The sequence below is a fragment of the Prauserella salsuginis genome (assembly GCF_024648885.1).
Lineage (GTDB): Bacteria > Actinomycetota > Actinomycetes > Mycobacteriales > Pseudonocardiaceae > Prauserella > Prauserella salsuginis.
Genome location: NZ_JANBBF010000015.1, coordinates 221,771 through 238,357 on the forward strand (window position 1 = coordinate 221,771; position 16,587 = coordinate 238,357).

Here is a 16,587-nt window from a genome sequence, read left to right on the forward strand (position 1 = left end):
ATGACAGGCACACATCACCGTCAGTCTGCCGCCGAATCCGCGGGGTGGTCAGCCCCCACTCGGTGTGTCGCCGAAGCCGTACCCGAACGCGGCAAGGATCCGTTCCGCGGCGAGTGTCGCGGTCAGGGTGCCGTCGCGGACACCGCGTTCGACCTCGCCCGCGACCTCCTGCACGCCGGAGTCCTCGGCGAGACGGTCGAGCAGCTGGTCGCGCACCATCGCCCACGTCCAGTCGATGCGCTGGCGGGTGCGCTTGGCCTCCAGTTCACCGGTGGCTTCGAGCGCGGCGCGGTGCTCGCCGATCTTGCCCCACACCTCGTCGAGTCCCTCACCGGTGAGGCCGCTGCAGGTCAGCACCGGCGGAGTCCAGGTCGCGTCGGCGCCGTAGAGCATGCGCAGCGCACCGGACAGTTCGCGGGCGGCGCGGCGGGCGTCGTGGGCGTGTTCGCCGTCGGCCTTGTTGACCGCGATGACGTCGGCGAGTTCGAGCACGCCCTTCTTGATGCCCTGCAGCTGGTCCCCGGTGCGGGCGAGGGTGAGCAGCAGGAAGCAGTCGACCATGCCCGCGACGGTGACCTCGGACTGGCCGACGCCGACTGTCTCGACGAGCACGACGTCGAAGCCCGCCGCCTCCATCAGCGCGATCGTCTCGCGGGTGGCGCGGGCGACGCCGCCGAGCGTGCCGGACGTCGGCGAAGGGCGGATGAACGCCGACGGGTCGACGGCCAGCCGTGCCATGCGGGTCTTGTCACCGAGGATCGACCCGCCGGTCCGGGTGGACGACGGGTCCACCGCGAGCACGCCGATGCGATGTCCCGCCTCGGTCAGCTGCGTGCCGAGCTGGTCGATGAAGGTCGACTTGCCGGCGCCGGGGACGCCGGTGATGCCGATCCGCCGGGCACCGCCTGCGTGCGGCAGCAGCTCGACGAGCAGTTCCTGTGCCTGCTGCCGGTGTTCGGGTTTCGACGATTCGACGAGCGTGATCGCCCGCGACAGCATGCCGCGGTCGCCGGCGCGCACGCCTTTCGCGTACGCGGCGACGTCGACGGCGTTGCGGCGCGGCACTATCCGTCCTGCTCCAGCTGGTCGAGCAGGTCGAGCGCGGCGTCGGCGATGACGGTGCCGGGACCGAAGATCGCGGCGGCGCCCGCGGCGCGGAGTTCGTCGTAGTCCTGCGGCGGGATGACCCCGCCGCACACGACGAGGATGTCCTCCCTGTCGAGCGCGGCCAGCTCGGACCGCAGTGCGGGCACGAGCGAGAGGTGGCCCGCCGCGAGCGACGAGACGCCGACGACGTGCACGTCCGCCTCGACCGCCTGGGCCGCCACTTCGGCGGGCGTGGAGAACAGCGGGCCGACGTCGACGTCGAACCCGACGTCCGCGAACGCCGAGGCGATCACCTTCTGTCCGCGGTCGTGGCCGTCCTGGCCCATCTTGGCCACGAGGATGCGCGGGCGGCGCCCCTCCTGCTCGGCGAAGGCGTCGACCCGCTCCCGTGCGGTGTCGATGCCGCCGTCGCCCTGGGTCTTGCCGACCTCGTCGCGGTACACACCCGAGATCGTACGAATCTGCCCGGCGTGACGTCCCCACGCCTTCTCGAGTGCCTCGGAGATCTCGCCGACGGTGGCCTTGGCGCGGGCCGCGTCGACGGCGAGTTCGAGCAGGTTCCCCGTCCCCTCCGCCGCCGCGGTGAGCCTGCGCAGCGTCTCCTCGACAGCGCCGGAGTCGCGTTCGGCCCGCAGCCGCTCCAACTTCTCCAGCTGCTGCGCGCGGACCTCGGCGTTGTCGACCTTGAGCACGTCGATCTGCTCGTCGGCCTCGGGACGGTACTTGTTGACACCGATGACGGGCTGGCGGCCGGAGTCGATGCGCGCCTGCGTGCGCGCGGCGGCCTCCTCGATGCGCAGCTTCGGGATGCCGGCGTCGATGGCCTTGGCCATGCCGCCCGCGGCCTCGACCTCCTCGATGTGCGCCCACGCGCGGCGGGCGAGGTCGTAGGTCAGCTTCTCGACGAACGCGCTGCCGCCCCACGGATCGATGACGCGGGTGGTTCCCGACTCCTGCTGCAGCACCAGCTGCGTGTTGCGGGCGATGCGCGCGGAGAAGTCCGTCGGCAGGGCGAGCGCCTCGTCGAGCGCGTTGGTGTGCAGCGACTGCGTGTGCCCCTGCGTGGCGGCCATCGCCTCGACGCACGTGCGCACGACGTTGTTGTAGACGTCCTGTGCGGTCAGCGACCAGCCCGAGGTCTGCGAGTGCGTGCGCAGCGACAGCGACTTCGGGTTCTGCGCGCCGAACCGCTTGACGAGCTTGGCCCACAGCAGACGTGCCGCACGGAGCTTGGCGACCTCCATGAAGAAGTTCATGCCGATGGCCCAGAAGAACGACAGCCGCGGCGCGAACGCGTCGATGTCCAGGCCCGCGCCCTCGCCCGCGCGCAGGTATTCGACGCCGTCGGCCAGCGTGTACGCCAGCTCGAGGTCGGCGGTCGCTCCGGCCTCCTGCATGTGATAACCGGAGATCGAGATCGAGTTGAACCGCGGCATCCGCTGCGAGGTGTAGGCGAAGATGTCGGAGATGATCCGCATCGACGGCTGCGGCGGGTAGATGTAGGTGTTGCGGACCATGAACTCTTTGAGGATGTCGTTCTGGATGGTCCCCGCCAGTTTCTCCGGCGCGACGCCCTGTTCCTCCGCGGCGACGATGTAGAGCGCCATCACCGGCAGCACGGCGCCGTTCATGGTCATCGACACCGACATCTTGTCCAGCGGGATGCCGTCGAACAGCTGGCGCATGTCGTAGATCGAGTCGATCGCCACGCCCGCCATACCGACGTCACCGGCCACGCGCGGGTGGTCGGAGTCGTAGCCGCGGTGGGTGGCGAGATCGAACGCCACCGACAGTCCTTTTTGGCCGGCCGCGAGGTTGCGGCGGTAGAAGGCGTTGGACTCGGCGGCGGTGGAGAAGCCGGCGTACTGCCGGACGGTCCACGGCTGGTTGACGTACATGGTCGGGTACGGGCCCCGCAGGAACGGCGCCGAACCGGGATACGTGTTCAGGAAGTCCACATCGGACAGATCGTCGGCCGTGTAGAGCGGTTTGACGCCGATGCCCTCGGGTGTTTCCCATTCGAGCGCGTCCGAGCCCTTGCCGGTGGCCGACTGCAGCGCCTCGGCCCAGCGCTCGCGGTCACCGGCCGCGGGCCTGCCGAGGTCGACGTCGGAGAAGTCGGGGATGCTCATCGGGCGGCTCCCTGCTCGTCGGCTCCCTGGCTGTCACGGCCCCGCTCACCGCGGTCCTGTTCACCGCTGCCCTGCCCGTCGACGCCGAGCGTGTCGAGGATGCGGGTGAGCGCCGCCAGCGCGTTGCATCCGGAGTGGACGGTGCCGTCGACGGTCACGTCGTCGGGTGCCTTGCCCGCGAGCCACACCTCGGTGGCACCGGCCTCGCGCAGGGCCGCGACGACGTCGGCGGCTTGCTCGGCGTAGCCGGTGTCCGGGCCGCACAGGCATGCCACGGCGGCTCCGCTCTCGCGGAACCGCGCGACGAGGTCGGCTGCGGAGCCGGTCTCGCCGGGGTTGACGGGCTCGATGCCGCCGGCCTGCAGAAAGTTCGCGGTGAACGTGGCGCGCGCCGTGTGCTGGGCCAGCGTGCCGAGCGTGGCGAGAAAGACCGCCGGCCGCGAGCCGGTGGCGGCGAGGTGAGCGTCGGCGCGGTCGCGCAGCGCCTCGAACTCCTGCGCGTAGCGCAGGCGCGGCAGTCCGCCATCGAGCCCGTCCGGTTCGGCGGGACGGCGTTCGAGGAGCTGCTCGTCGGCGAGCGGGAACTCGCTGACGCCGGTGATCGGGTCCTTGCGCGTCGCGATCCGCTCCGACCGGGCGCCGCGAGTTTCGGCGAGGCGCGCCGCGAGCGCACCGGAGGTCAGCTCCGCGACGACGCCGCCCGCCCGTTCGATGGCGGTGAACTCGCGCCACGCGGCCCGGGCCAGTTCGTCGGTGAGTTTCTCGACGTACCAGGACCCGCCCGCCGGGTCCACGACGCCCGCCAGCCTGGTCTCGTCGAGCAGGATCGCCTGGGTGTTGCGCGCGATGCGCAGCGACAGCTCCTCGGGCCTGCCCAGCGCCTCGTCGAACGGCAGCACCGTGACGGCGTCGGCCCCGCCCGCGCCCGCCGCGAACCCGGCGATCGTCGTGCGCAGCATGTTCACCCACGGATCGCGCCGGGTGACCATCGCGGGCGAGGTGACCGCGTGCTGGCGCATGGCGGCGCCGGCACCGGTCACGCCCGACACCTCGGCGACCCGCGCCCACAGCCTGCGGGCGGCGCGCAGCTTCGCGATCGTCAGGAACTGGTCGGCCGTCGCGGCGAGACGGAACTCCAGCTGTGCGGCGGCCGCCTCGACGTCGAGCCCCCCGTCGACCAGCGCGCGCAGGTAGGCGACGCCCGCGGCGATCGTCGCGCCGAGTTCCTGGGCGTCGGATCCGCCCGCCTCGTGGAACGGCAGCCCGTCGGCGACGACGGTGCGCAGCAGCGGGTGCCGTGCCGCGACGCGCGCGGCGAGCTGGGCGGCCGGCGTCAGGTCGTGGGCGGTGCCCGTGCGCGCGTGCAGGCCGATCGGGTCGACGCCGAGCGTACCTCCGACTTCGGCGTCGGGCACCCCGTGTTCGGCGTGGACGGCCAGCAGCGCGTCGGCCGCGGCCACGTAGTCCGCGCCCGCGTCGAGCGTCACCGGCGCCAGGTCGAGCCGCACCTCGTGCAACGCGTCGGCCAGCGACTCCACGGGCACGCCCCCGCGGCCCGCGCGCAGCCACACCGAGGTGACGCCATTCTCCAGGTCTGCGAGCAGTTCGCGGTTGACCGCGGCCGCGTCGCCGTGTCCGTGACGGGACCGGACGTCCCATCCGGCGGCCGCATTGCCCTCGGGGCGGCGGCCGCGCACGAACGACGGCAGCCCGGGAAAGCCCGCGTCCGGCGCTTCGTCACGCGCCGTGTACAGCGGCTGGATCTCGATGCCGTCGTAGGTCGTGGTGGTCAGCAGGCTCTCCGGCGCGCCGTCGAAGCCCTCGGGCAGCGCACCGGTCTTGCCGAGCACGCCCGCGACGAGCCGCTGCCAGGTCTCGTGGTCGGGGGTGTCGAACTCGGCCGCGAGCGACAGGCTCGGGGCCGCGGCCGCACCGCCGACCGAACCGGTCTGCCGGGATTCCGGGCCGCCCGCACCTGGCGTTCCTGCCACTTCCGTCATACCGAGTGATGGTAGGACCCACGGCGGTCCGTCAAGTGTGAGGCTGATCGCGACCCGGCCCCGCGGGCGGGCGGGTACCCGGCCACCCGCGAACGCCGACACCCGACAGAATGTGTACGTGTCCGCAGACCAGCCGCGTGTCGTCGCAGGCCGCTACCGACTCGACTCCGTGCTCGGTGCCGGCTCGATGGGCACGGTCTGGGTGGCTCACGACGAGTTCCTGCAACGGCAGGTCGCGCTGAAGGAGGTGCACGTCCCGCCGGGCGTGCCCGCCGAACAACTCGCCGAGCTGCGCGAACGCACGCTGCGCGAGGCGCGTGCGATCGCGGCGCTGTCGCACCCCAACGTCGTGGTGCTGCACGACGTCGTCCGCGAGGGCCACGATCCGTACGTCGTCATGGAGCTGCTTCCCTCACGAAGCCTGGCCTCGATCCTCGACAGCGATCGCCAGCGGCTCACCACGGCGCAGGCGGTGACGGTCGCCGAGGCCGTCGCGGCGGCACTGGAGGCGGCCCACGCGGCGGGCATCACCCACCGCGACGTCAAACCGGGCAACGTGCTCATCGCCGACGACGGCCGGATCAAGCTGACGGACTTCGGTATCGCCCGCAACGTCTCCGAAGTGACGATGACCCACACCGGGATGATGCTCGGCTCCCCCGCGTTCATCGCACCGGAGGTCGCCTCGGGCGGAGCCGTCACCTACGCGGCCGACCTGTGGGGACTCGGCGCGACACTGTTCGCCGCCACGGAGGGACGACCGCCCTACGACGAGGGCGGCGACCCGCTCGCCACCGTGACCGAGGTCGTGCGGGGCACCCCGCCGACCCCGTCGCCCGGCCCGCTCGCCGTCGTCATCCAAGGACTGATGGCCAAGGAGCCGAGCGCACGCACACCCCTCGCCGAGGTGCGCCGCAGGTTGCGGCCGATGCTGCCCCCGCACCGGGAGGACGTGTTCCCCGCGTCGCTGTTCGACGACACGGAGGCCGGCGGCGGACACGACCCGGGCGCCACGCAGATCATCCCGCGGCTGCCGGCCGCGCAGGACGCCGAACCTGCGCCGGAGACGACCGCGACCGACGGGTCCGAGTCGGGCGGTTCGGGTGAGCTGGCCGCAGATCCGGGGCCGCTGCCGTTCGCGCCGTCGACGGGCCCGAGCCATGCCGCCGAGCCGGAACCCGCCTCGCGCAGGCGGCTCGTGCTGATCTCGGCGGCGGTCATCGCGGTGTTCCTGCTGGCCGTCGCGGGCGGGTTCCTGCTGGTACGCACCGTTTCGGGACAGTCGCTCGCCCCTCCGGCCGAAGGGGCGCAGCCCGAGCGCACCGCCGAAGGGCCCGAGTCCGCCACGCCACAGCCGCTGCAGCTGCGCCACGGCGACGCCACCAACATGCGCGGCGCGAAGGGCGGACTGTTCACCGTCCGGGTGCCCTCCGACTGGAAACGGTTCGTCACCCAGCGGCCCGCCGACACGCTGCCCACCAGCACGCACATCCAATTCGTCTCGGCCGACGGCGCGCGGACGCTCGGCGTGGAACGGTTCGCGGGCGAGGATCTGGGCGCCGAGCAGTACGTTGGCCGGCTGCGCGAGTCGTGGACCGGCTCGGACTTCACGCTCGTGCAGCAGGAGAACATCCACGACGGTGAGGGCCTGCGCATCACCTACCGCACCGCCGAACGCGGCGGCCGCGACGAGGACTCCGGTGAGGACGGCCGCGCGATCAACCGCAGCACCACCGCCGACGTGTTCCCCACCAGCACCGGCCTGTGGGTGGTGGCCGTGACCGTCCCGGTGGACCAGGAACGGCTGGGCAGGCAGCACCTGTTCGAGCGCATCGTCCCGACGTTCCGGCAGACGGACTGACGACGGCGGACGCGCGCTCCCACGAGAGCCGGCCGGGTCCGGCGTTCCCGCCACGGAAGGGTGCGGGCCTGCAGTAACCTGCGCGGTCGTGACGGATTCGAACGCTTCCCCCACCGATCAGGCCCACGAGACGGCCCGGCAGGCCGCCTCCGTTCTCGCCGAGCGCACCGGGACCGAGCGGCACGACATCGCGATCGTGCTGGGCTCGGGCTGGCGGCCGGCCGCCGACGTCATCGGCGCGCCCGACGCCGAGGTCGAACTGGGCGACCTGCCCGGGTTCGCCAAGCCCGGCGCCGTGGGGCACGGCAGCACCGCGCGTTCGGTGTCGCTCGGTGACAACCGGGCGCTGGTGCTGCTCGGCCGCACGCACCTGTACGAGGGCCGCGGCGTGGCCAATGTCGTGCACGGCATCCGCACCGCCGCGGCGGCAGGCGTGAAGACCGTGCTGCTGACCAACGCCGCGGGCGGGCTGCGGCAGGGTTTCGAGGTCGGTCAGCCGGTGATGATCTCCGATCACCTGAACATGACGGCCACGTCGCCGATCGTGGGCGCGAACTTCGTCGACCTGACCGATCTGTACTCGAGCAGGCTGCGCGAGGTGGCGTCGTCGATCGACCCGTCACTGGCCGAAGGCGTGTACGCGGCGATGCCGGGACCGCATTTCGAGACGCCCGCCGAGATCCGCATGCTGCGCACCCTCGGCGCCGACCTGGTCGGCATGTCGACCGTGCTCGAGGCGATCGCGGCACGGGCTGCGGGGCTGGAGGTCTTCGGGCTGTCGCTGGTGACGAATCTGGCGGCCGGAATCACGGGCGAACCGCTCAGCCACGAGGAGGTCATCGAGGCGGGCAGGGCCGCGGCCGAACGCATGGGATCGCTGCTGCGCGACCTCGCCGCGAGGGCCTGACACCGGCCGGGCCCGGCACCCACGGGGCCTGACGCCGACCGGCGGACGAGGTGCGCCGGTCGGCGACTACTTCGACGTGATGGTGCCGGTGATGATCGGCACGTCCGTGACTTCCCTGCGCGTCATCGAGGGTCCTTTCCTGGGAATGATGTCCCCGCGAACCTCGGCACCCGGTGACCGAGGCGGCGACACCGTCGTCGCACGCCGCACCGGGCGGTTCGCGAGCCGAACCAACTCGAGCCGGTGTCAATCTCCCCCGTCGGGGTGGCGCCCGACAATAACCCGTTCGAGTAGCCGAACGGCGGCACCAAGGCGGTTGTCACCGCGCTGACAAAACGGCGGTGCCCGTTGCTCACCGGCATGCGGGCGATGTCCGCTTTCACTGGTCTGCCTCGGTCACGACATGGCCGGCCACCAGGTGGGAGTGTGCTGCACGCCACGTTCCGCGCGCTGACGTGACCCCACCGCCGTGCACGGACAGTCACACTTGCGCGGCGTCCTGCTTGCGGAGCAGGTTCCGCGCCAGCAGCCCGGTGGCGATCCACACGCGCCCGTCGGGGTCGTAGAGCCGGTCACCGTAGCGTTCCTCGAGCTGGTGCATGCGGTAACGCACGGTCTGCGGATGGATGTTGAGCTGCGCCGCGATGTCCGGGGCGCTGCCGCGCCGCTGGATCCAGGCCAGCAGCGTCTCGGCGAGCCGCTCGCGATGGCGCACGTTGAACCCGTCGAGCGGCGCGACGGCCTTGTCGCTGAGCAGCCGCGCCAACGGCGGATCGCTCAGCAGCCACAGCGTGAGCAGATGCTCGTCGGCACGCAGCACGTCGTCGGCGCCGGCGGGCGAGGGCCCGTCGAACACGGCATCGGCGCGCAGGGTTTCAACGGATGCGGTGTCAGCGGATGCGGCTTCAACGGATGCGGCGTCGACGAGGGCTGCGTCATCGGGGGCTGCGCCATCGGATGCGACGCCGGCCGGAGTGGGTGCCGGGGTGGCTGCCGGTGCCGGTGCGGCAACGACGCCGGTCGCACGCAACTCGGCCAGGCGGCGTGCCCACCGCAGCGAATGCGCAGCCTCCTCCACCGGTACGGGCGGCCCGACGACCGCGCGCCTGCCGCGCAGCGCGGCGTAGGCAAGCCCGCCCTCGCCCGGCCCGTCGCCGGCCGCCTCGCGCCACGGCAGCACCACGCACGGCACATCGCCTTCGAGGTCGACGAGCACGTCGTCGGGCAGCTCGGGATAGCCTGCCGGACCGTCGCCCTGCGGGTCGACGACAGCGACGGCCAGCCGCTGCGGCAGCGGCCACGCAGCCGCGCCCGCCAGCTCGTCGAGCACGTCCCGCGGCGCGGGCGGCTCCGCCACGAGCACCTCGAGCAATCGTTTGCGCCTGCGTTCGAGCGCGCCCGCCGCACGCCGCTGCGCCGCGGTGTAGCCCTCGTGGGAGAGCTCGGACAGCTCGTCCATGTACGCGAACAACGCTGCCGCCAGCTCACACATGGTCTCGACCTGCAGCCCGGCGTCGAGACCGATCTCCGCGAGCCGCTTCCACCCGACACGCACACCCAACCGGAACGCCGAGTGCAGCACCTCAAGCCCGCGGCCCTCGGCGACCTCGAATCTGCCGAGCTGGCGGAACACCTCGTCCGTGCGGTCGTCGACGGGCACGTTGCCGAGCAGCCGGTCGAGGAAGTCGACGACGCCCTGTTCGACACCGTCACGGACGGCCTTGCCGAACACGCCCTCCAACGGCCGCTGGTACTCCGGGATCGTGTACTGGATCTGCTCGATGATCCGCTGGGCCACCGCCCCGGCCTGCTCGCGGAACGCCGGCGCCATCCGCGCCAGCTCCTCCCGCGCGGCCGGACCGACCAGCGCGGCACTGGACAACACTGCAGGCCACCCCCACTCGGCTCAGGCAAGGCAAAGCTATCGAGGCCCGCCATCGCCTGACAACATGGTCCGGTGCCCGAGTCCACAGAACCCACCAGACTGACGCCCGACCTGCGCGACGCCGCGTACCGATGGATCGCCGACGACCCCGATCAGTCGGCGAGGGAAGAACTGCAGACCGTACTCGCACGCGCCATGGCCGGTGATACGGCGGCGGTCGCCGACCTCGCCGATCGGATGGCGGGCCCGCTCGCGTTCGGCACCGCAGGACTGCGCGGTCCGGTCAGGGCGGGACCGAACGGCATGAACACCGCCGTCGTGGTCCGGACCACCGCGGGTGTCGCACGGTGGCTGGCCGACTCCGGTCACGCGGGTGGGACCGTCGTGATCGGCAGGGACGCCCGCCACGGGTCGGACGGGTTCGCCACCGCGGCGGCCGAGGTGCTGTCGGCCGCCGGATTCGCCGTGTCGGTACTGCCCTCGCCGCTGCCGACGCCGCTGCTGGCGTTCGCGGTCGGACACCTCGGTGCGGCCGCAGGCATTCAGATCACGGCCTCGCACAACCCGCCCGACGACAACGGCTACAAGCTCTACGACCACACGGGCGTTCAGATCGTGCCCCCTGCCGACCAGCGGATCGAAGCGGTCATCGAGGCGTCCCCTCCTGCCCGGCAGGTACCCCGGGCCGGCGGCGCGACGACGGTCGACGTGCTCGACGCCTACCTCGCCGCGACGACGACGCTGCCGCGCGGGCGGACGCGGGACGTGCGGATCGCCGCGACGGCACTGCACGGCGTCGGCGCCGACGTCCTGGAGGATGCACTGCGCGGCGCCGGATTCACCGACGTCCACCTGGTCGACACGCAGCGCGCGCCGGACCCCGACTTCCCGACCGTCGCGTTCCCCAACCCGGAGGAGCCCGGCGCCACCGACGGGCTGCTGGGGCTTGCCGCCGAGGTGGACGCCGACCTGGCGATCGCACTCGACCCGGACGCCGACCGGTGCGCCCTCGGTGTCCCCGGACGTGACGGTGCATGGCGGATGCTCCGTGGCGACGACACCGGCGTCGTACTCGGCGAACACGTGCTGTCCGGCCTCGATCACGTCGGCGGGAGTGGGTCCGGTGAGCTGATCGTCGAGGAGGACGGCACCGTCACCGAGTCCGACTCGCCGTTGGTGGCCACGACGATCGTGTCGTCGTCGCTGCTGGGCGAGATCGCGCGTGCCCACGGCGCCCGGTACGCCGAGACGTTGACCGGTTTCAAATGGCTCGCGCGCGCGGGCGAGGGCCTGGTGTTCGCCTATGAGGAGGCGCTCGGGCTGTGCGTCGCGCCGGACGTCGTGCGCGACAAGGACGGCATCTCCGCGGCGCTCGTCGCGTGCGACGTGGTCGCCACGCTGAAGGCGGAAGGGCGCACGGTGCTGGACGTGCTCGACGGCCTCGCCGAGCGCCACGGCGTGCATGCCACCGACCAGGTGTCGCTGCGCATCGCCGACCTGACCGCGCGCGCCGAACTCATGACCAGGCTGCGCACGGCACCGCCCACCGAACTGGGCGGCGTCACTGTCACGGCCGAGGACCTGCTGCCGGAGGCCGACGTGCTGCGCCTGCGCGGCGACGGCGTCCGGGTGTTGCTGCGGCCGTCCGGCACGGAACCGAAGCTCAAGGCGTACCTCGAGGTGACCGAACAGCCGGGCGGCGACCTCGCCGCCGCCCGCAGCCGCGCCGCGGAACGGCTCGACACACTGCGCGGCGACCTCGACCGCGTGCTTGCCGAGTCCGCACCGGCCGAGGCACCCTGAGACGCCGTGGCCACGCTGCTGATCGTTCACCACACGCCGTCGCCGAGCCTGCAGGCGATGTTCGAGGCGGTCGTGTCCGGGGCGACCGACCCCGAGATCGAGGGCGTCGACGTCGTGCGCAGGCCTGCGCTGTCGGCGACCGCGTCCGACGTGCTCGCCGCCGACGGGATCGTGCTCGGCACACCCGCCAACCTGGGATACATGTCGGGCGCGCTGAAGCACTTCTTCGACACCGTCTACTACCCGTGCCTCGACGCCACGCGCAGCCTGCCGTTCGGGTACTACGTGCACGGCAACGAGGGTGTCGAAGGTGCGCAGAAGGCCATCACGACCGTGACGACGGGCCTGGGCTGGCAGCAGGCGACCGCTCCCGTGACCGTCGTGGGCGAGCCCGGCAAGGACGACATCTCCGCCTGCTGGGAACTCGGCGCCACCTCGGCCGCCAACCTCATGGAGTGACCGCCACTCAGCCCAACAGTCAGCCCAACAGGTTTGTGCCCTTGGGGCAGTTCCACCCTGCGAGCCGCTCACGCGCTGTAAGAACTCCGAGCCACCAAGCGTCAACCAACCCGGTGACGCTTCGCGTCGCAGTACGGCCAGCCCCTCGCCCACCACCGCCCAAAAGGTGGCGCTCCGCGCCCAGTATTTTCATCGGCATGCGCACACGTCGACTGCTCGCCGGGGCACTGGTCGCCGCGGCCGTCACCGCCGGCGGATGTTCCTCCGCCTCCGACGAATCGCTCCCCGACGCGGCGACGCTCGTCGACGACGCCGCAGGCGCCACCGCCGACATCGACAGCACACATTTCGCCATCCAGGTCAACGGCAACATCCAGGGCCTCATGCTCCAGTCCCTCGACGGCGACCTGACCGCCGACGGCGAGGCCGAGGGCAGCGGAACGATCACGCAGGCGGGCCAGCTGGTGGAGATCGACTTCGTCCTCACCTCCGACTCCCTGCACGTCAAAGGGCCGACCGGCGGCTACCAGCAACTGCCCGCGTCGATGGTGTCGAGCATCTACGACCCGTCGGCGGTGCTCGACCCGGACCGCGGCGTCGCCAAGCTCGTCTCCAGCCTCGAGGACCCCGAGACCACCGCCAAGGAGGAGGTCGCAGGCGCCGAGGCCTTCAAGGTCGAGGGAAAGCTCCCGCGGAACGTGCTCTCGGAGGTGCTGCCCGGTGTGCCGTCGGCGGCCGACGTGGCGTTCTGGATCCGCGACGACCAGTCCCGCCTTCCGGTCAAGGCCACGGCGACGTTCTCCGATGATGCCTCCGTCGACATCAGCCTGTCCGACGTGAACGAGCCGGTCACCGTCGAGCCTCCGCAGTGACCTCCCCCGACACCACCGGCACCGGCGCCGGAACCGGCGCCGCCGCCCGCTCGCGCCGCCTCGCGATCAGCGCCGGCGGCCTCGCGGTGCTGCTCGGCGCGCTGGACACGTACGTCGTCCTCGGTCTGCTGCGGCAGATCGTCGAGGACCTGCAGGTCCCGCTGAACCGCATCGAGCGGGTCACTCCGATCGTCACGGGCTATCTGCTCGGCTACGTCGCCGCGATGCCGCTCCTCGGCCAGGCGTCGGACCGGTTCGGCCGCAAGGCGCTGTTGCAGACGTGCCTGACGGTGTTCCTCGCCGGATCGGTGCTGACGGCAGCGGCCGAGTCGGTCCCGCTCCTGGTGACGGGACGCGTGGTGCTGGGCATCGCGGGCGGTGCGCTGCTGCCGGTCACGCTCGCGCTGGCGGCCGACCTGTGGTCGCAGCGCCGGCGGGCCGCCGTGCTCGGCGCGGTCGGCGGTGCGCAGGAACTGGGCAGTGTCCTCGGCCCGGTGTACGGCATCGCGCTGGCCGGTCTCGCGGGCTGGCGGGCCGTGTTCTGGGTGAACGTGCCGTTGGCGCTGCTGGCGATGGTCGTGGTGCACCTGTCGATCCAGGGCGGACGTCCCTCCCAGCGGCAGAAGGCCGACGTCGTCGGTGCGAGCCTGCTGGCGGTGGCGCTGGGACTGCTGGTCGTCGCGCTGTACAACCCGGAGCCGCAGGAACAGGTCCTGCCGAGCTGGGGTCCAGCGACGCTGATCGCCGCGGCCGCGGCGTTCGTGGCGTTCGTCGGGTGGGAGGTCACGGCCCGCACCCGGCTGCTCGACACCGCGAACGTGCAGCTCCGGCCGTTCTTCGCCGCCCTCGGCGCGAGCCTGGCGGCGGGCGCGGCGCTCATGGTGACGCTGGTCGACGTCGAACTGTTCGCCCAGACGCTGCTCGGCGAACGCGACCACGGCGCAGTGTTGTTGCTGCTGCGGTTCCTCATCGCGCTGCCGGTGGGGGCGGTGATCGGCGGTCTGCTGGCGAACCGGATGGCGGAACGCTGGGTTGCGGCCGCGGGCCTGCTCATCGCCGCCTGCGGGTTCCTGCTGATGTCGCACTGGCCCGCCGAGGTGCTGTCCACTCCGCACGAGCTCGGCCCGCTGACACTGCCTCGGCTGGACACCGATCTGATCCTCGTCGGCATCGGCCTCGGACTCGTCATCGCACCGTTGTCGGCGGTCGTGCTGCGGGTCGTGCCGGCCGGCCAACACGGCATGGCGTCGGCGGCGGTGGTCGTGGCGCGGATGACCGGCATGCTCGTCGGCATCTCGGCGCTGTCGGCGTGGGGACTGCACCGGTTCCACAGCCTGACCGCGGACCTCCAGACGCCGCTGCCGATGCTCTATCCGAACGATGCGGCGTTCGACAGGGCCGCAGCCGAATACGCGGACCGGCTCCAGGACGCGATGCTCACCCAGTACACGGAGATCTTCGCGATCACCGCGATCGTCTGCCTCGTGGGCGCGGGTCTCGCCCTGCTCACCGGCCCACGACGCGCTCGATAGACTCGGCGGGTATTCGACGCCCGTTTCCGAGTTCAAGGACTGTCCTGGTGAAGATCGACAACAGCCCCGCGAGGGGAACCCGTGACCTGCTTCCTGCTGCGGTGGCGGTGCGCGACCATGTGCTGTCGACGATCACCGAGGTGTACGGGCGCTACGGCTACCAGCGCATCGAGACGCCTGCCCTGGAGCGCATCGAGCGACTCTCCGGCGGCCAGGGCGGCGAGAACGAGAAGATGATCTTCCAGGTGCTGCGCCGCGGACTGCCCGAGCGCGTCGAGGCCGACACCGAGCTCGCCGACCTGGTCGACATGGGCCTGCGCTACGACCTGACGGTTCCGCTGGCCCGGTTCTACGGCCAGCACCGCGGCGAGCTGCCGACGCCGTTCCGTTCGTTCCAGTTCGGACCGGTGTGGCGTGCCGAACGGCCGCAGAAGGGCCGGTATCGCCAGTTCTACCAGTGCGACATCGACATGGTGGGCGAACCGGGGATGCTCGCCGAGGCCGAACTGATCGAAGCCACCACACAGGCGCTCAACCGCGTGGGCCTCACCGGCACGACGGTGCGGATCTCCGATCGCCGGTTCCTGTCGACGCTGGCCACCGAAGCCGGGGTGCCTGCCGAGGAGCAGGACGGCTTCTTCATCACGCTCGACAAGCTGGACAAGATCGGATGGCACGGCGTCGCCGGCGAACTGGAGAAGCGCGGTTTCGGCTCCGAGGTCGTCTCGGCCGCCCGTGACCGCATCGAGGCGCTCGGCGAAGTGCCCGGCGACAAGCTGGCCGCGACACTCGCCGACGTGCTGCCGAGTCTGCCGGAGGTCGTGCTCGACGACCTGGCCACGACCGCGACGTGCCTGTCCGACATCGGCGCCCAGAACTCGGTGTCGTGGGAGTTCGATCCGACGCTCGTGCGCGGCATGGGCTATTACACCGGGCACATCTTCGAAGTGACGGCCCCCGGCGCCGCCGGTTCGGTGGCGGGCGGTGGCCGCTACGACAACCTCATCGGCCGGTCGCTGGGGACCGACGTTCCCGCGTGCGGGTTCTCGATCGGTTTCGAGCGGATCGTCGACCTGTTGTCGGAACCACCTGCCCGGGAGCGGCTCGCGGTGCTCTACGACAACGAGGTGCCGGCATCGACGGTGCTGGCGACCGCGCGGGAACTGCGTGGCGGGGACCGGTCGGTCGCGCCCGTCGGCCGCAGCGGCAAGTTCGCCGCGCAGCTCAAGCGCATGGAAGCCGCCGGCTTCACGGCATTCGTGCACCTGCGCGCCGACGCCGACGCCGGCGCTCTGGAGGAACGGCCCCTCCGCGACGACTGACCGACACCGGTACCTCAACGACATTGGGGGCGTGACTCACAGAGTCACGCCCCCAATTCTTTCGTGCACCACCCTGCTTCTCTGTCGCGCACCTATTTGTCGCGCACCCCTGTTTGTCGTGCCTCTCGTGCTCTCGACAATTCCTTTCACCGGGAAGAACACGAACGTCGCCACCCGCACCTGAAAAGGGGGTTACCGTCAAAAAAGAAGGGCTGGTGTGACAACGGTGTGGACACAACACAAAAAAAGGGGGGGTGGACGCGAAAAAGTGGTGGGCACGAAAAAATTGGGCGGGCCCCTCGGCGAATCCCCGGCTGGGGGACTCGAGCCGAGAGGCCCGTCCACTTCTCTTTTTGATGTTAAGTTCGGCGGTGTCCTACTCTCCCACACCCCTTCGGATGCAGTACCATCGGCGCTGGCAGGCTTAGCTTCCGGGTTCGGAATGGGACCGGGCGTACCCCTACCGCTATCACCACCGAAACACTACGAAACAACACACTGACTGTTGTCTCCCCACACACAACCCACGTGTGTGGGGTGGTGTGGTGTTTCAGGATCGTAGAGTGGGTGCGTAGCAACCTTTGTAGGCAAGTCCTCGGCCGATTAGTACCAGTCCACTCAAACACACATTACTGCGCTTCCATGTCTGGCCTATCAACCCAATCATCTCTTGGGGGCCTTAACCCATCACGGGTGGGAGACCTCAT

At 71.2% G+C, this 16,587-nt stretch carries 11 protein-coding genes and 2 rRNA genes; 7 read left to right on the top strand and 6 right to left on the bottom strand.

The annotated features are described in order from the left end of the window. Positions 1-48: 48 nt before the first annotated feature. The 3 genes from meaB to LY40_RS25115 are packed head-to-tail and all read right to left on the bottom strand — an operon-like array spanning position 49 to position 5,239. Complete coding sequence (gene meaB, locus LY40_RS25105; RefSeq protein ID WP_258938345.1) at positions 49-1,065, bottom strand: methylmalonyl Co-A mutase-associated GTPase MeaB; 1,017 nt, start codon at positions 1,063-1,065, stop codon at positions 49-51. Continuing rightward, positions 1,065-3,239, bottom strand: coding sequence for a methylmalonyl-CoA mutase (gene scpA / locus LY40_RS25110; protein WP_258938346.1), 2,175 nt, complete (start codon positions 3,237-3,239; stop codon positions 1,065-1,067). The genes meaB and scpA overlap by 1 nt, the downstream gene beginning before the upstream one ends. Beyond that, the gene (locus LY40_RS25115; protein WP_258938347.1) at positions 3,236-5,239 is read right to left on the bottom strand and encodes a methylmalonyl-CoA mutase family protein; all 2,004 of its coding nucleotides are present in this window, start codon (positions 5,237-5,239) and stop codon (positions 3,236-3,238) included. The genes scpA and LY40_RS25115 overlap by 4 nt, the downstream gene beginning before the upstream one ends. 112 nt (positions 5,240-5,351) lie before the next feature. Between LY40_RS25115 and LY40_RS25120 the strand changes: the two genes are divergently transcribed. After that, entirely contained in the window at positions 5,352-7,100 is a 1,749-nt protein-coding gene (locus LY40_RS25120) for a serine/threonine-protein kinase (protein ID WP_183779370.1), read from the top strand. A gap of 88 nt (positions 7,101-7,188) precedes the next feature. Continuing rightward, a complete protein-coding gene (locus LY40_RS25125) occupies positions 7,189-8,007 on the top strand; it encodes a purine-nucleoside phosphorylase (RefSeq protein WP_183779372.1) in 819 nt (272 codons plus the stop codon). A 481-nt stretch (positions 8,008-8,488) separates the two neighbouring features. Here the strand turns inward: LY40_RS25125 and LY40_RS25130 are convergent, their stop codons facing one another. Continuing rightward, positions 8,489-9,892, bottom strand: a complete 1,404-nt coding sequence (locus LY40_RS25130; protein ID WP_258938348.1) for a PucR family transcriptional regulator — start codon at positions 9,890-9,892, stop codon at positions 8,489-8,491. 99 nt (positions 9,893-9,991) lie between these two features. Between LY40_RS25130 and LY40_RS25135 the strand changes: the two genes are divergently transcribed. The 5 genes from LY40_RS25135 (at position 9,992) to hisS (ending at position 15,880) form a co-directional block, all read left to right on the top strand. After that, a complete protein-coding gene (locus LY40_RS25135) occupies positions 9,992-11,695 on the top strand; it encodes a phospho-sugar mutase (protein WP_258938366.1) in 1,704 nt (567 codons plus the stop codon). A gap of 6 nt (positions 11,696-11,701) precedes the next feature. Further along, positions 11,702-12,154, top strand: coding sequence for a flavodoxin family protein (locus LY40_RS25140; RefSeq protein ID WP_183779377.1), 453 nt, complete (start codon positions 11,702-11,704; stop codon positions 12,152-12,154). Positions 12,155-12,351: 197 nt separating this feature from the next. After that, positions 12,352-13,026, top strand: coding sequence for an LppX_LprAFG lipoprotein (locus LY40_RS25145; RefSeq protein WP_183779379.1), 675 nt, complete (start codon positions 12,352-12,354; stop codon positions 13,024-13,026). Beyond that, positions 13,023-14,558, top strand: a complete 1,536-nt coding sequence (locus LY40_RS25150) for an MFS transporter (protein ID WP_258938349.1) — start codon at positions 13,023-13,025, stop codon at positions 14,556-14,558. Before LY40_RS25145 ends, LY40_RS25150 begins: the two co-directional genes overlap by 4 nt. A gap of 47 nt (positions 14,559-14,605) precedes the next feature. After that, positions 14,606-15,880, top strand: coding sequence for a histidine--tRNA ligase (gene hisS / locus LY40_RS25155; protein WP_258938350.1), 1,275 nt, complete (start codon positions 14,606-14,608; stop codon positions 15,878-15,880). A 363-nt stretch (positions 15,881-16,243) separates the two neighbouring features. On the opposite strand, the gene rrf is transcribed toward hisS, so the two are convergent. Both rrf and LY40_RS25165 read right to left on the bottom strand, forming a co-directional pair. Continuing rightward, positions 16,244-16,360: ribosomal RNA gene (gene rrf / locus LY40_RS25160) — 5S ribosomal RNA — on the bottom strand. Between the two features lie 103 nt (positions 16,361-16,463). Beyond that, positions 16,464-16,587, bottom strand: a 23S ribosomal RNA gene (locus tag LY40_RS25165); the annotation flags it as partial.